The organism is Grimontia sp. THUN1695 (genome assembly GCF_059704325.2).
In genome coordinates, this window is record NZ_AP046577.1 from 2274731 (window position 1) to 2291798 (window position 17068).

Annotated in this window: 12 protein-coding genes; 2 read left to right on the plus strand and 10 right to left on the minus strand. The window is 50.7% G+C overall.

Annotated features, from left to right (window positions below; genetic code table 11):
- Nucleotides 1-70: 70 nt before the first annotated feature.
- Complete coding sequence (gene greA / locus AC6IB1_RS13920; RefSeq protein WP_497567152.1) at nt 71-544, minus strand: transcription elongation factor GreA; 474 nt, start codon at nt 542-544, stop codon at nt 71-73.
- A gap of 476 nt (nt 545-1020) precedes the next feature.
- Here greA and AC6IB1_RS13925 point away from each other — a divergent pair, with 476 nt between their 5' ends.
- Nucleotides 1021-2007, plus strand: coding sequence for a porin (locus tag AC6IB1_RS13925; protein ID WP_497567153.1), 987 nt, complete (start codon nt 1021-1023; stop codon nt 2005-2007).
- Between the two features lie 101 nt (nt 2008-2108).
- Complete coding sequence (gene dacB / locus AC6IB1_RS13930) at nt 2109-3524, plus strand: serine-type D-Ala-D-Ala carboxypeptidase (protein WP_497567154.1); 1416 nt, start codon at nt 2109-2111, stop codon at nt 3522-3524.
- Nucleotides 3525-3638: 114 nt separating this feature from the next.
- On the opposite strand, the gene carB is transcribed toward dacB, so the two are convergent.
- From carB to murJ, 9 genes are all read right to left on the minus strand, one after another.
- Complete coding sequence (gene carB / locus AC6IB1_RS13935; RefSeq protein ID WP_497567155.1) at nt 3639-6872, minus strand: carbamoyl-phosphate synthase large subunit; 3234 nt, start codon at nt 6870-6872, stop codon at nt 3639-3641.
- A gap of 16 nt (nt 6873-6888) precedes the next feature.
- The gene (carA, locus tag AC6IB1_RS13940; protein ID WP_497567156.1) at nt 6889-8028 is read right to left on the minus strand and encodes a glutamine-hydrolyzing carbamoyl-phosphate synthase small subunit; all 1140 of its coding nucleotides are present in this window, start codon (nt 8026-8028) and stop codon (nt 6889-6891) included.
- 513 nt (nt 8029-8541) lie between these two features.
- The gene (gene dapB / locus AC6IB1_RS13945; protein WP_497567157.1) at nt 8542-9348 is read right to left on the minus strand and encodes a 4-hydroxy-tetrahydrodipicolinate reductase; all 807 of its coding nucleotides are present in this window, start codon (nt 9346-9348) and stop codon (nt 8542-8544) included.
- A 149-nt stretch (nt 9349-9497) separates the two neighbouring features.
- Complete coding sequence (ispH, locus tag AC6IB1_RS13950; protein ID WP_497567158.1) at nt 9498-10442, minus strand: 4-hydroxy-3-methylbut-2-enyl diphosphate reductase; 945 nt, start codon at nt 10440-10442, stop codon at nt 9498-9500.
- 11 nt (nt 10443-10453) lie between these two features.
- On the minus strand, nt 10454-10885 hold the full coding sequence (gene fkpB, locus AC6IB1_RS13955) for an FKBP-type peptidyl-prolyl cis-trans isomerase (RefSeq protein ID WP_497567159.1): 432 nt from the start codon (nt 10883-10885) through the stop codon (nt 10454-10456).
- A gap of 136 nt (nt 10886-11021) precedes the next feature.
- Nucleotides 11022-11534 carry a signal peptidase II gene (gene lspA / locus AC6IB1_RS13960; protein WP_005503884.1) on the minus strand — a complete coding sequence of 171 codons (513 nt, stop codon included), beginning with the start codon at nt 11532-11534 and terminating at the stop codon, nt 11022-11024.
- Between the two features lie 22 nt (nt 11535-11556).
- Nucleotides 11557-14385, minus strand: a complete 2829-nt coding sequence (gene ileS, locus AC6IB1_RS13965; protein ID WP_497567160.1) for an isoleucine--tRNA ligase — start codon at nt 14383-14385, stop codon at nt 11557-11559.
- A 33-nt stretch (nt 14386-14418) separates the two neighbouring features.
- On the minus strand, nt 14419-15360 hold the full coding sequence (gene ribF / locus AC6IB1_RS13970) for a bifunctional riboflavin kinase/FAD synthetase (RefSeq protein ID WP_497567161.1): 942 nt from the start codon (nt 15358-15360) through the stop codon (nt 14419-14421).
- A 60-nt stretch (nt 15361-15420) separates the two neighbouring features.
- On the minus strand, nt 15421-16980 hold the full coding sequence (gene murJ / locus AC6IB1_RS13975) for a murein biosynthesis integral membrane protein MurJ (protein WP_497567162.1): 1560 nt from the start codon (nt 16978-16980) through the stop codon (nt 15421-15423).
- Nucleotides 16981-17068: the final 88 nt, after the last annotated feature.

A 17068-nucleotide genomic window follows, 5' to 3' on the forward strand; every position in this document is an offset into this window, starting at 1 on the left:
CTCAGCGGCCTTTTTTATCCTTGGTGACTGTAACAATCGCTAACATTTTTGTTGAAACAGACATCCATCATCAAATGTATTTGACGCTCTCGATTTCAAACTCTTTGACGCCGCCCGGTACAGTGATCGCCACTTCATCACCTTCTTCTTTACCAATAAGGCCACGGGCAATGGGTGAGTTGACGGAAATCAGGTTCTTTTTGAAATCCGCTTCGTCATCACCCACGATTTGGTAGGTCACCTCTTCATCAGTGTTAGCATCAATCAGGGTGACAGTCGCGCCGAAAATCACTTTGCCATTGTTTGGCATCTTTGCAATATCGATCACCTGAGCCACAGAAAGCTTGTATTCAATGTCACGAATCTGCGCTTCGCAAATGCCTTGCTCTTCGCGGGCTGCATGGTATTCGGCATTTTCTTTAAGGTCACCAAGCTCTCGTGCTTCTGCAATTGCTTGTGTAATGAGCGGACGGCGTTTTAACAGGCGGTCCAGCTCATCTCTAAGCAGCTGCTCGCCACGCACAGTCATTGGTACTTTATCCATAAATGACATTACCTCTGTGACCAAAACCATAGGTTTTGGCAAAAACAAAGCCACGCCCAGACAAAGCTTGAGCGCAGCAGACGAATAAGTTTCATCTCAGTGTAAACAAGTTATCCGTTTAGATCATCAACGAATTCATTCTGACGAAATACCTTCCTACTTCCTTATTACGACGACCATATTCCCAAAAACATTTCTCCAACGCAAATCACACAAACCAAAGAATGCAAGAATATTTCCATCGCCGACAAACATAAAAATTTATAAAAGTATCACCTCTTACGGAACCTCAGCAGAAAAACTTATCACCATGTTTTAAAACAGAAAAAACATACATAAAAATATAAAAAACACCGTTTTCTACTTGTTTTTTGATTGTTTTACTAACAGTAAGAAATCGGTAGCGGTTACAAACAAGACATCGCGACGTTTGGAGGCAACGTCCCGACACTCACATTTATATAAAGGACAACATAATGAACAAAAAGTTGATTGCTCTTGCAGTAGCGGCAGTAGCGTCTACCTCTGTATCTGCTGCTGAAATCTTTAACGACGGTACTTCATCTCTGGCTATCGGTGGCCGTGCTGAAGCACGTGCAGCTATCAAAGACGGTGATGTAACTGACAACAGTCGTGTTCGTCTGAATGTTATGGGTACTACCCAAATCTCAGAAGGCGCATACGGTATTGGTTTCTTTGAACAAGAGTTCACCACTAACGATGCTGTTCTTAATGGTGATAAGGATGAAACCCGTTACCTGTTTGCAGGTATTGGCTCTGACTACGGCCTGGTTACCTACGGTAAAAACGATGGCTCTCTGGGTGTAATCACTGACTTTACCGATATCATGGCGTACCACGGTAACGGTGCAGGCACTAAAATCGCTGTTGCAGACCGTACTGATAACAACTTAGCTTACATGGGCGAGTTCGGTGGTCTGACCGTTAAAGCCAACTATGTATTTGATACTGTGAGCGAAGGCTCTAGCAACACAGTTATTACTGACCGTGTTGGCGGCTACTCTGCATCTGCAATCTATAACTTTGATTTTGGCCTGGCACTGGGTTTAGGCTACGCTGAGCAAGGTAAAAATAACACTGAAGAGAGCCAGGTAATGCTTGCTGCCTCTTACACTGTAGGTGATTTCTACTTTGCAGGTCTGATCGCAGATATAGAAGCAGGCCAAGGTGTATACCGTGCAGAAGCAGCTGGCTTTGAATTGGCAGCAGCTTACACCATGAACCAAACTAAGTTCACTGCTACCTACAACTACCAGGAAGCAGAAAAATCAGGTATCAAGCAAAATACGGTTGATCAAATCGCAATTGATGCGACTCACTTCTTCAACGACAACTTCCGCGCCTACGCCTCTTACAACTTCAACCTGCTTGACGAAAAAGAGGTATTTCACAAACTTGATGCAGAAGACGAGCTGGTATTCGGTCTGCGTTACGACTTCTAATTCCCTGTTAAGCTAAAAACTTAATAAGGATCCGAAAACGCCTACCTCTGTGTAGGCGTTTTTTGTACCATACTGGATCGGCCTTCTTTCTCGGAGACACCATGGTGCAAGTGCTTATTTTCCTCTTGTTGCTGCCTCTCTCTTTTGCTGCCAGCGCAGTGCCACTCAATAAAATCAAAGCCATGCTCCCGGCAGGCAGCCAATTAGCGTTATCGGTGTATGACGTCAGTATCGGCACAGAAATTATCTCAGCAGACAATGACATCCTGTTACCCCCAGCCAGTACCCAAAAAGTGGTCACAGCACTGGCTGCGACGCTTTCTTTACCACCAGATTTCACCTTTGATACTACTCTGGAGCAAGTTGGTCAGGATCTGGTGTTCACTTTCAGTGGCGACCCTACCCTGACCCGCAACGACATACGCCTTCTGATCAGCGCCTTAAAAGCCAAAGGCATCCAACATATTCGTGGCGATATCTGGTTGGATGGCAGCATATTCAGTGGCTATGAACGTGCCATCGGCTGGCCGTGGGATATTCTGGGCGTGTGCTACAGCGCCCCATCCAGCGCGATTGCCTTGGAGCGAAACTGTGTTCAGGGCGCAATCTACAGCGAAAAAAACCAGCCACATACCCGGGTGTTCGTCCCTGAACACCAACCTGTTAAGGTCACCACTGACGCCATGGCGGTCACCCAATCACAACAGGAACAAAACCTGTGTGACTTGGAGTTGCATTATGACAGTAACAATCACTATCAGCTCAGCGGTTGTCTGGCCCACCGCAGTGCTCCCCTCCCGCTTAAGTTTGCTATCCAGAATCCACAAAAATATGTGCAGGATACCCTTCAGGCTGAACTTAAAACCGCCGCCATTATCGTTGACGGAAAAATAAAAACTGGATCGCCTACAGGAACACGCACACTACTGGCAAAACACCGATCCGACAACCGCGATGCCCTGCTGGAAACCATGTTGAAACGCTCGGACAACCTGATTGCCGATAACCTGCTGAAAATAATTGGCCACCGCTATTACAACCAACCGGGGACCTTTGCCAATGGAGCAGCGGCAATAAAAGCCATTTTGCTGGAGAAAACAGGCATAGATTTGACCCATGCAGTGATTGTGGATGGCTCAGGGCTGTCGCGGAATAACCGGATGACGGCATCCCAATTGATGGACGTACTCCAATATGTTTATGCTCATCCCCAACTTGGCCTGCTTGCTATGCTGCCAGTTTCGGGCGTTGATGGCACATTGAAGTACCGTGCCAGCGTCCGTCATGCGCCGCTTAAACAAAGGCTAATCGCCAAAACTGGCTCGCTGTATGGCAGTTATAACCTTGCCGGCGTATTAAAAACCGATCTCGGGAAGGATCTGCTGGTGGTCCAACTGGTCACCAACTACCACATACCGGACTCTGAGGAACGTCCTGACAATGTCGCCAGCCCTATCACCCAGTTTGAGAGGGAATTGTATCAGGCGCTTTTGACATCAAGCCTCACTATGCGCTGACAGGAAATTAATAAAAAACCCGCCACGAAGGCGGGTGTGATGCTTATCTGGATTCCGGCTCATTGATTTATGCCCTTTCCAACTGAAACCAGGTGGTCTGGGCATATTTATCTGTTACTTGCCGTATTTTTCTGCCACGCGCGCGTGCAGCTCCTGAACAGAGTTTACTTTCGACAGGTCTGCGGCCGCATGCGCCATACAGGTTGCAAATGCCGCGTTCAATGTCGTAGTGTAGTTCACTTTCTCAGCCAGCGCACCGCGACGCAGGACTTTTGAGTCCTCAATCGCCTGACGGCCTTCGGTGGTGTTAATGATGTAGCTGTATTCACCATTCTTGATACGGTCAAGAATATGAGGACGCCCTTCATGCACTTTGTTCACCAGACGCGGGTTAATACCTGCTTCACCCAGCACGACCGCCGTACCGTGAGTCGCATCCAGCTCAAAGCCCAGTTTGATAAGCTTAGCCGCAAGATCTACTACACGTTGCTTGTCGTTGTTACGTACAGACAGCAGCGCACGGCCCTGTTCGGTATAGGTTTTACCACAACCCAGGTCCGCTTTTGCAAACGCTTCTGCAAAGGTATCGCCCACCCCCATCACTTCGCCGGTTGAACGCATTTCTGGGCCAAGCAGTGGGTCAACGCCCGGGAACTTATTAAATGGCAAAACAACTTCTTTCACAGAGTAGTAAGGCGGAATGATTTCCTGGGTGAAGCCCTGTGATTCCAGAGACTGGCCTGCCATTACCCGAGCCGCAATTTTCGCCAGTGGCGCACCGGTCGCTTTCGACACGAAAGGTACAGTACGCGCTGCACGTGGGTTAACCTCAATCAGGTACACTTCACCGTCTTTCACGGCAAACTGGGTATTCATCAGGCCACGGACGCCAAGCTCAAAAGCCAGCTTCTCAACCTGACGGCGCATTTCGTCCTGAATGTCCTGACTCAGGGTGTAAGCAGGCAATGAACATGCCGAGTCACCGGAGTGAACACCCGCTTGCTCGATGTGCTCCATGATACCGCCAATCACCACACGCTCACCGTCACAAATCGCATCAACGTCGACTTCGGTTGCGTCATCCAGGAAGCGATCCAGCAAAACTGGCGATTCGTTCGATACACTGACTGCTTCGTTGAAATAGCGGCGCAGATCGCTTTCGTCGTAGACGATTTCCATAGCACGGCCACCCAGCACATAAGACGGGCGCACCACCAGTGGATAGCCAATTTCACGTGCTTTTTCTACTGCCTGCTCTAACGCTGTTACTGTGGCGTTTGCGGGTTGTTTAAGGCCCAGACGCTCAACAGCTGCCTGAAAGCGCTCACGGTCTTCCGCGCGGTCAATCGCATCCGGGCTGGTACCAATGATAGGCACACCGGCCGCTTCCAGCGCACGCGCCAGTTTCAGTGGCGTCTGACCGCCATACTGAACAATAACCCCTTTGGGCTTTTCAACCCGTGCAATAGCCAATACATCTTCCAACGTGACTGGTTCAAAGTACAGACGGTCAGAGGTGTCGTAGTCCGTGGAAACCGTTTCAGGGTTACAGTTAACCATGATGGTTTCATAGCCGTCTTCACGCAGCGCCAGCGATGCATGAACACAGCAATAGTCAAACTCGATACCCTGACCAATACGGTTTGGACCACCACCCAGCACCATGATCTTCTCTTTGTCTGACGGGTTCGCTTCACACTCTTCATCATACGTAGAGTACATGTACGCGGTATCAGAGGAGAATTCTGCCGCACAGGTATCCACACGCTTGTAGACAGGGTGGATATCGAACTGGTCACGCAGTTTGCGAATTTCCCCTTCGCCTACACCCAACAACTTACTCAGGCGTGCATCAGAGAAACCTTTACGCTTGAGTTTACGCAGTACCTTGGCATTTAAGCCGGCAAAGCCGCCTTCTTTGACTTCGGCTTCCAGCTTCACAATCTCTTCGATTTGAACCAGGAACCAACGGTCGATATTGGTCAGCTTGAATACGCCATCTACAGACATGCCTGCGCGGAATGCGTCTGCGATGTACCAGATACGCTCTGCACCGGCATCTTTCAGCTCGTGGCGGATTTTGGTCAGTGCATCCGGCGCATCCAGATCCACCATTTCGTCGAAACCGGTCGCGCCTACTTCCAGACCACGCAGGGCTTTTTGCAGCGATTCCTGCTGGTTACGGCCAATCGCCATCACCTCACCGACAGACTTCATCTGAGTAGTCAGGCGATCATTCGCACCGGCAAATTTTTCGAAATTAAAGCGTGGGATTTTGGTCACCACGTAATCGATGGTCGGTTCAAACGACGCTGGGGTTGCGCCGCCTGTGATGTCGTTCATCAGCTCATCAAGGGTAAAACCGACTGCCAGTTTTGCTGCCACTTTTGCAATCGGGAAGCCGGTTGCTTTTGATGCCAGTGCGGAAGAGCGTGATACACGCGGGTTCATTTCGATGATAACCATACGGCCATCTTTCGGGTTGATACCAAACTGCACGTTAGAGCCACCGGTTTCTACGCCAATTTCACGCAGCACGGCCAGCGAGGCATTACGCATCAGCTGGTACTCTTTGTCAGTCAGGGTTTGCGCCGGAGCCACCGTGATGGAGTCTCCGGTGTGGATGCCCATGGCATCGACGTTTTCGATAGAGCAGACGATAATGCAGTTGTCGTTCTTATCACGGACCACTTCCATTTCGTACTCTTTCCAGCCGATCAGGGATTCGTCAATCAGCAGTTCGTTGGTCGGTGAAAGATCCAGTCCGCGGCGACAGATTTCATCAAATTCTTCTTTGTTATAGGCGATACCGCCGCCGGTGCCTCCCATAGTGAAAGAGGGACGGATAATACAAGGGAAGCCGACCATATCGAGGACTTTGTATGCCTCTTCCATGCTTTTCGCCGTAGCGGCACGGGGACATTCCAGGCCAATAGACTTCATGGCTTTATCAAAGCGTGAACGGTCCTCCGCTTTGTCAATCGCATCCGCGGTTGCGCCAATCATTTCCACGCCAAATTCAGCCAGCACGCCGTGTTTTTCCAGATCCAATGCACAGTTCAGTGCCGTCTGGCCCCCCATGGTCGGCAGCACCGCATCCGGGCGTTCTTTGGCGATAATATTGCGGACCACTTCCCACTGAATAGGCTCGATGTAGGTCGCATCAGCCATTTCCGGGTCGGTCATGATGGTTGCAGGGTTAGAGTTCACCAGAATGACACGGTAACCCTCTTCACGCAGCGCTTTACACGCCTGTGCACCTGAATAGTCGAACTCACACGCCTGACCGATAACAATCGGGCCTGCGCCAAGGATAAGAATACTTTGGATATCTGTACGTTTTGGCATTCTCTGCTACTCCGGTTTACGCGCTGTGTTGCTTGATCAGTTCAATAAAATGGTCGAAAAGCGGTGCCGCATCATGCGGACCCGGACTCGCTTCAGGGTGTCCCTGGAAGCTGAAAGCAGGCTTATCCGTGCGGTGGATACCTTGCAATGATCCGTCGAACAGAGATTTGTGCGTCGCGCGCAGATTTGTAGGAAGCGTTTCTTCGTCTACAGCAAAACCATGGTTTTGACTGGTGATCATCACCACATTGCGGTCCAGATCCTTTACTGGGTGGTTGGCACCGTGATGGCCGAACTTCATTTTGACTGTTTTAGCGCCGCTTGCCAGTGCCAGAATCTGGTGACCCAGACAGATGCCAAAAATCGGCAGGCCTTTGTCCAGGAACACTTTGGTCGCTTCAATCGCGTAGGTACAGGGCTCTGGGTCGCCAGGGCCATTTGACAGAAACACACCGTCCGGGTTCATTGCCAGCACGTCTTCTGCTGATGTCTGTGCGGGCACAACTGTCAGGCGGCAGCCGCGGTCTACCAGCATGCGCAGGATATTGCGCTTGGCACCAAAATCGTAAGCCACCACATGATATGGCAGTTCGCTATCGCTTTTCGCTTCTGGCAAGCCGCCTTCCAGTGTCCATGAGCCTTGTTTCCACTCATAGGCTTCAGCGGTAGTCACTTCTTTCGCCAGATCCATGCCTTTCAGGCCCGGGAAATCTTTTGCTTTTGCCAGTGCCAGCGCTTCATCAATATTGTCACCTGCCACGATGCAGCCATTCTGCGCCCCTTTCTCGCGCAGCAGGCGGGTCAGTTTGCGGGTATCAATGTCAGCAATACCAACGATATTTTGGGCTTTCAGATAATCAGAAAGGGATTGCTGATTTCGGAAGTTGGAAGCGATAAGGGGGAGGTCGCGGATGACCAGGCCTTGGGCGTGGATTTGGGAGGATTCTTCGTCTTCGGTATTAGTACCGGTATTGCCAATGTGGGGATAAGTCAGGGTAATGATTTGCTGGGAATAGGAAGGATCGGTGAGAATTTCTTGGTACCCCGTCATCGAGGTATTAAAAACGACTTCACCAACAGCAGTTCCATCAGCACCGATGGATTCACCGTGGAAGACAGTCCCGTCTTCCAGGACTAAGAGCGCAGACTTGCTCAAGATAACCTCCAGATAAATAAAAATGCAAAAAAGGCATATAGTTTTGCATTAAAGCTTTCCATATCTATGTCGCATTATGCGAAAGCAGATTTTTGACAAATTGCGCGCATTCTAGAGATCGAATCGATCCCTGTCAATAAGCGTTTCAAAATTGAATGTTACTTATAGGCACAAGCTGCCATTTCATCATTCAAAGGGGTAAAAATCAGGGTTATCTCTTGAAATTGATCCTAAATAACCTAAAACAGGTTATCTCTTCGCCTGCACCTGTATTTAAAGGTACAGACATGCAGATAACTTATCACGCAACCGTTTTACTGAAACACTTTAACTATACTTTTGCGCAGCATAAACACAAAAATGCCCCAGTGACATTTTTACACCAATTAACTTCAGCTTTTTTTGAGGCAAATGAAGATATAAATGAAATGAACATTCAGGAGGGAAAACTATGCAGCAGAAAACATCACACTGCATAGTTATACTGTTTTCGTCTAAAAGAAATACCGAGACTTAGAGGGAGTCCAACGCCAATACATCTTGCATGGTGTAGAAACCGGCTTCTTTTGATGCCAGCCAGATCGCCGCACGTACAGCACCGTTGGCAAAGGTCATACGGTTAGAGGCTTTGTGGGTAATTTCCACGCGCTCACCGATATCAGCAAAAATGGCTGTGTGCTCGCCGACGATATCACCCGCACGAATGGTCGCAAAACCGATCTCATCACGACTACGCTCGCCGGTAATGCCTTCTCGCGCGTACACGGCAACATCACTCAATTTATTGCCCATAGCACCTGCAATTGCCTCACCCATGCCAATTGCTGTTCCTGAAGGTGCATCAACCTTGTGACGGTGGTGCGCTTCTACGATCTCGATATCACAATAACCGCCCATCACTTTGGCAGCTTTCTCCAGCAGCTTAAACACCAGATTCACACCTACGCTGTAGTTAGGCGCCATGACGATACCCACATTGGTAGCAGCATCAATCTGTGCGCGCTGCGCATCTGTAAAACCTGTTGTGCCTATCACCAGACGTTTGCCATATTCACGGCACAGCTCAAGGTTAGCCAGTGTGGCAACCGGCGCAGTAAAATCAATGATGACATCAAACTGATCGGCGACTTTTGCCAGATCATCAACAATCGACACATCACGCTTGCCAATACCGGCCAGCTCCCCTGCGTCGGTACCAATCAAACTGGACTCTGGGCGTTCACTCGCGGCAGCCAATACCGCACCATCCATCGTGTCGATAGCCTGAATAAGCTGTCGGCCCATACGACCAGCAGCACCCGCAATTGCAATGCGAACCATCTTTTTCCCCTTTTAACTTCCTGTCAACGCAGCCTTCGCTGCGAGATAACACTACTTTGTCTCCACTGTACCCTTTTCAAAGCGTGATGTGAATCAACATCAAGGCATAGAAAAGGGAGCCTTGGCTCCCTCAAAAGTCAAACATGGGTTCAGTTTACGTGTTTCACCTGAAGTTCTTTAGGAACCTCAAAGACCATGTTCTCTTCACGGCCTTTCAGCTCTTCCACCGACGTGCCTCCCAGCGACTCTATTCGTGCAATGATAAGGTTCACCAGCTCTTCCGGTGCTGACGCCCCTGCCGTCACACCCACTTTGCTTTTACCTTCAAACCACTCTGGCTTCACATCTTCCGCACAATCGGTGAGATAACCTGGCGTTCCCAGCTTTTCACTCAGCTCACGTAAGCGGTTTGAGTTGGAACTGTTTTTCGAGCCGACTACCACCAGCACATCACTCTGCGTTGCCAGATCGCGCACCGCATCCTGACGGTTTTGAGTCGCGTAGCAAATGTCATCTTTGCGCGGCCCTTGAATATCGGGAAAGACCTTACGCAGTGTTTCAATCACTTCTGCGGTTTCATCTACCGACAAGGTTGTCTGGCTGACAAAATGGAGGTTTGATGGGTCTTTCACGTTCAGTTTGTAGACGTCTTCCGGCTTTTCAACCAGATACATGCCACCGGTTTCGCTGGCATATTGTCCCATGGTCCCTTCCACTTCCGGGTGACCAGCATGACCAATCAGTATCACTTCCATATTACGGCGGCTCGCCCGAGCCACTTCCATATGGACTTTGGTGACCAGCGGGCAGGTGGCATCAAAGACAGTCAGTTTGCGCGCTTTCGCTTCGTTGCGAACGGCCTGAGAAACGCCGTGCGCCGAAAAAATCACAATGCTGTCATCCGGCACTTCATTCAGTTCTTCAACAAAAACGGCACCACGTGCTTTCAGTCCTTCCACCACAAAACGGTTATGCACCACTTCGTGACGGACATAAATAGGTGGCTGGTATAACTCCAGGGCACGTTCAACGATACTGATCGCGCGATCAACACCGGCACAAAACCCACGGGGGTTAGCGAGCATGATTTTCATGGGGTAGCCTTTTAAGCAACACTGACAATTTCAACATCAAAGATAACACGGTGGCCCGCTAGCGGGTGATTGAAATCCACGGTGACCGATTCGCCTGTCACATCGGTGATCAAGCCAGGGATCTCCTGGCCACCCGGGCCCGAAAACGCAATAATCGTGCCTTCCTCGGCAGGGGCATCACTGGCAAACTGGCGCCTGTCCATGTGCTGGACATTGTCTGGATTAGGGTGACCAAATGCATCTTCCGGTTCCAGCGTAAAACTGGCGGCTTCACCTTCTTTTAAACCGAGCAGACATTTTTCAAAGTTCGGTGTCAGGCTGCCATCGCCCATTACCAGCTTGGCAGGTTTACCTGACGTTTTGGTACTGTCTGCCACCGAACCGTCTTCGAGTTTAATGGTGAAATGCATGATCACTTCACTGTTGGCGCTAATTTGCGACATTGGCTCACATCCTATGTTATCGGGCGGATTCGCCCCAACTCCCCAAATATATTTGGGTTATCACGTTTTTTATACGACTTGGCGCCGGCCACAGAGCAGCCAGCGCCAAATTTTTATTTATCGTGCTGAAGGGTGTTTATTCCGCTTCAGCCTGCGGCTTTTTTGAGGCAATCACGCTTTCCAACACAATCAACCCCGCCCCCACCACGATCGCGGTATCGGCAAGGTTGAACGCCGGCCAGTGGTTGCTCCCGAGATAAAAGTCAAGAAAATCGACCACAAAACCATGCACCAGGCGATCAAAAAGATTGCCAATCGCACCGCCAATCACCAACGCATAGGCAATGTTCAGGATCCGGTTACTGGCAGGCGTTGAACGCATCCAGTACATCAGCAAGCCTGATACACTCAGGGCAATGATGGCAAAAAACCAGCGCTGCCAGCCGCCAGCATCACTCAGAAAACTGAATGCGGCACCATAATTATGGACATACAGCAGGTTAAAAAACGGCAATATCTCGATACGGTTTGGCCAGCCATACCCCATCGTATTCATCACCAGCAATTTACTGCCGATATCCAGCACGAACACCAGAAGCGCCAGCCACAGCCAGCGCAGTCCTGATTGTTTCGCTGTCAGATCTTTCATCCAGCTTTCCTATCGTTGCTCATTACGCGAACTGGCGCGTTTCGCCTTCGCCATCGATATTGCTCACGCAACGGCCACAAATGGTTTTGTGACCTTCGATGGTGCCCACATCTGCAACATAGTGCCAGCAGCGCTCGCACTTCTCAGCGCCTGACTTGGCAACAGCAACAGACAAGCCTTCCACTTCCGTCGCTACCGCGACTTCCGGTGCACTGTCAGTTGCAACTACGTCAGCTTTCGAGGTCAGCAGCACGAAGCGAAGTTCGTCACCCATGGCCTGCAGTTTGGCTGCAAACTCAGGTTTTGCATAAAGCGTCACTTCTGCTTCCAGTGAACCACCGATGATCTTCTCGTTACGCGCCGATTCCAGCACCTTGTTCACTGCGCCACGGACGCGAAGCAATTCAGCCCAGAATGCGTTATTCAGTTGTTCGTCTTCGCCCAGACCGAACAGGCCGTCATACCACACTTCAGTGAACACGAACTTGTTGCGTTTGCCTGGCATTTCGTTCCAGATTTCATCGGCTGTGAACGACATGATTGGCGCCATCCAGCGAACCAGTGCCTCTACGATATGGAACAGTGCAGTCTGGCAGCTTCGGTGCGCATGGGCACCCGCTTTTGCGGTGTACTGACGGTCTTTGATAATGTCGAGATAGAACGAGCCCATCTCTACCGAACAGAATTGCATCAGGCGCTGCGTCACTGCGTGGAAGTTGCACTCATCATATGCTTTGACGATCTCTTCCTGTGCTTCCAGCGCTTTGCCGACTGCCCAGCGGTCTGCTACCACCAGATCTTCTGCTGCCACCAGATCAGTTTCCGGATTGAAACCGTTCAGGTTTGCCAACAGGAAACGGGCGGTGTTACGGATACGGCGGTATGCATCAGCGCTGCGCTTGAGAATTTCATCAGAAACCGTCATCTCGCCAGTGTAATCAGTCGATGCGACCCACAGGCGCAGGATGTCACCACCCAGCTTGTTCATCACGTCCTGAGGCGAAATCACGTTACCGATAGATTTCGACATCTTGCGACCCTGACCATCAACCGTGAAGCCGTGGGTCAGAACCTGCTTGTACGGTGCATGGTTTTTAATCGCTACCGATGTCATCAGGGACGACTGGAACCAGCCACGGTGTTGGTCAGAGCCTTCCAGATACATGTCTGCTTCCTGACCGGCAAACTCTTCACGCTGATTAACCACTGCGTAGTGCGTCGCACCGGAGTCAAACCATACGTCCAGGGTATCCAGCACTTTCTCGTAATTTGCTGCTTCTGCGCCAAGCAGCTCTTCGGGATCAAGATCCCACCATGCCTGAATGCCGGATTGCTCCACTTTCTGCGCCACTTTTTCAATCAGCTCAACCGTGTCAGGATGCAATTCTGCCGTTTCTTTGTGAACGAACAGGGCAATGGGCACACCCCAAGTACGCTGACGGGAGATACACCAGTCAGGACGGCCTTCCACCATCGCTTCAATGCGGTTTTGGCCCCACTCAGGGATCCATTGTACATTTTTGATCTCTTCCAGCGCCTTGGCACGCAGGCCTGCTTTCTCCATCGAGATAAACCACTGCGGAGTTGCTCGGAAGATGATGGGCGTTTTATGGCGCCAACAATGTGGGTAACTGTGCTCATAAGCGTGATAGTGCAGCAACGCATCGTGTGCTTTCAGCACGTCCACAACATTGTCGTTGGCTTTCAGTACATGCTGGCCGGCAAACAGTTCGGTGTCTGGCAGGTAAACACCGTTGCTCCCCACAGGGTTAGCCACTTCAAGGTTATATTTCTGGCCAACCGCGAAGTCTTCCTGACCATGGCCAGGTGCGGTGTGAACTACACCGGTACCGGATTCGGTCGTCACGTGATCGCCCAGGATCACAGGAACATCGAAGCTGTAGAATGGGTGGTGAAAACGCAGCAGTTCCAGCGCGTCACCTTTACAGAAGCCAAGGTTATGGAAATGCTCAATACCGGCACGGTCCATCACCTCTTTCGCCAACTCTGATGCCATGATCAGACGGCGTGGTGTGTCACCTTCGACCTGAACCAGCACGTACTCCAGGTGATCAGAGACAGCAACAGCACGGTTAGCTGGCAAGGTCCAAGGCGTGGTGGTCCAGATAACGATAGACACCTCACCCTGGCCTTCATGGCCTTCTTTCAGGTTGAATTTAGACAGCACCGCCGCCTCATCAACCGCGCGGAACATCACGTCAATCGACGGGGACACCTTGTTATAGTACTCCACCTCGGCCTCTGCCAGCGCAGAACCACAGTCTGTACACCAGTGAACAGGCTTGAAGCCTTTGTGCAGGTGGCCGTTACCGGCGATTTTGCCCAGCGCACGGATGATGTTGGCTTCGGTGTCGAAGTCCATGGTCAGGTATGGCTTGTCCCATTCACCCAGTACGCCCAGGCGTTTAAAGTCCGCCTTCTGGCCTTCAACTTGCTGCGCGGCGTACTCACGGCATTTTTCGCGAAATTCAGCCGCAGACACTTTCTGACCTGGCTTGCCAACTTTTTTCTCGACCATCAGTTCAATAGGCAGGCCGTGACAGTCCCAACCAGGTACGTAAGGTGCGTCGAAGTCCGAAAGGGTTTTGGACTTGATAATAATGTCTTTAAGAATTTTGTTTACGGAGTGACCAATGTGAATATTGCCGTTTGCATACGGAGGGCCGTCATGCAGGATGAAAGATTTTTTGCCTTTCTTCGCTTTACGGATTTCACCGTAAAGATCTTCGTCATACCAGCGCTTGAGCATTTGTGGCTCACGCTGTGCAAGATTACCTCGCATCGGAAACGCGGTTTCCGGCAGGTTTAAGGTATCTTTAAAGTCACTCATTGATTGTTCATTCCGTATATGGACGTTTAGACATTATTTCATATCATGCCCAGCTAGCCACGCACGCGCTGTCTGGGCATCAATTTCGATTTGGGCTTTCAGCTCATCAAGCGAGCTGAATTTCATTTCGTCGCGCAGCTTGTGGAGAAGCTGCACTTCAATTTGGCGACCATAGAGATCTTTCTCCAAGTCGAACAGGTGTACTTCCAGTTGCTGGCGCACCCCATTGACGGTAGGACGCGTACCAACATTCGCCACGCCTCCCTGCCACTGTCCACTATCTATGCCGCCAACACGAACCACATAAACACCTGACACCGGGGATACCCGGCGTTTTAATGGCACATTGGCTGTAGGAAAACCGATAGTACGCCCCAGCTTCTTGCCGTGAGAAACCCGTCCACTGATGCTGTAAGGCCGCCCCAGCATTTGTTCAGCTTCATGCTGTTGCCCGGCGGCCAGCACTTCACGGATTGCTGTGCTGCTGACACGCTGCTCAGACACAGTGAAGCTGTCGGTGCTGACCACTTCAAAACCGGCCAATGCAGCCTGATTTTGCAGATAACAGAAATCGCCCTGACGCCTTGCGCCAAAGCGGAAATCATCGCCAACCACGAGAAACTTAACACCCAATTGTTCAGCCAACAAGCGATGAACAAAGTCATGGGGGGTAATGGCAGCGAATTTAGCGTTAAAATTCACCATGACAAGGCGTTCAACACCCAATTTGGCGAGTTGAACGTACTTATCGCGTAACCTTGTGAGTCGCGCCGGCGCTTTTTCACCTGCAAAAAGCTCCCGCGGCTGGGGTTCAAACAACATCACCGTAGGAGGTAATCCAAGTTCGCCCGCTTTTTCCACTACACGGCGCAGCACTTCCTGGTGCCCCAGATGGACACCGTCAAAGTTACCAATTGTCATCACGCAACCACGGTGCCTGTCGCGGATGTTATGGATACCCCGAATCAATTCCATAGCGGTAACACTGCTTTCCCCTTAAAAACCGACGGATTATATACTAATCCTGCTGTTCAATCAGCCTTCTGCACGAAGTTGGTGCGGACGCAGACCCAAAATCACCAACGCGATGACGTAAGTACCTGCACCCGCAGCAATTAACCCTGCCAACGTATACCCCCGTTGCCACAAGCTCATGGCCAGCCATTGCTCGAAGGCAGGCATCAGGTAGTAAAGTACACTCCCCATCAGGGCAACCCCTAACACCAAGCGCAGGGTAAAGATCACCGTTTCCCGGCTCACCCGGTATACCTGTTGTTTGTGCAGCCCCCGATACAACAGGGCCGCATTCACCAGCGCCGACAATGCCGTGGCGATCGCCAGCCCGACATACCCATAGAAGTAAGCAAAAATAAGGTTGAAGACCATATTGCTCACCATGGCGATAATGCCGTAACGCACCGGTGTTTTGGTGTCCTGGCGGGCAAAGTATCCCGGCGCAAGTACCTTAATCAGCATAAAATTCAGCAGACCCAAGGTATAGGCAATCAACGACATGGATGCGGCGGTTACATCGTCCGCCCCAAACTCGCCACGCATAAACAGTACCATCAGCATCGGCTTGGCGAGCACAATCATGCCGACCATGGCTGGCACACCCAATAGCAATACCATGCGCACCCCCCAATCCATGGTGGAAGCAAAATGGCCGGCTGACTGCTCAACGTGTTTCTTTGACAGTGCTGGGAGGATCACCGTGGCAATCGCAATACCAAACAGGCCAAGCGGAAACTCCAGCAAGCGATCAGAGTAATACAGCCAACTGATAGAGCCGGTAGCAAGGAAACTGGCAATAAACGTGTCGAGCAACAGGTTGATTTGGCTGACAGACACACCAAACAGTGCTGGGATCATCAGCGTCCGGATTTTTGCCACGCCAGGATGCGACCAGCCCCACTTCGGACGCACCAGCATTCCCTCCCGGAAAAGGAACGGGATCTGGAAAGCAAACTGGATAAAACCGCCAAGAAAAACACCTATCGCCAACCCGATTTCCGGCTGTGCCAGTCTGGGGGAAATCCAGATCGCCGCCAAAATCATGGCAATATTGAGAAACACCGGTGTAAACGACGATACGGCAAAACGGCCAAGGGTATTGAGGATAGCCCCCGACAAGGCAACAAAGGTGATAAACCACAGATACGGAAACGTGATCTTCAGGATAAGTGACGCCAGCTCAAACTTATGCGCCGAAGGGCCGCCGTTTACCCAATCCAGAAACCACCCCATCCCAAACAGTGCGGTGATCACCGGTGAAGCGATGACGCCTATCAGGGTCACCAGGGTAACTAACAGCCCCAACGTCCCTGATACGTAAGCAATCAGCTCCCGGGTTTTTGATTTATCTTCACTGGCCTGATATTCCGCCAGTACCGGTATAAACGCCTGTGAAAAAGCCCCTTCTGCAAAAAGACGGCGCAGGAAGTTGGGGATCTTATTGGCGAAGAAGAAGACGTCTGCAGCGGCTCCCGCCCCCATCAAATTGGCTATGACCACATCACGTACCAAGCCCATTACCCGTGAAACCATGGTCATGGCACTGACAATCAATCCTGAGCGAAGTAATCGCTTTGACACCGATATCCCCTTAAAAAACAAAAGGAAGTAAACCTATCACCGTATCGCCCATAACCTCTGTGGTTATAAAACGCGAAAAGGCACCTTG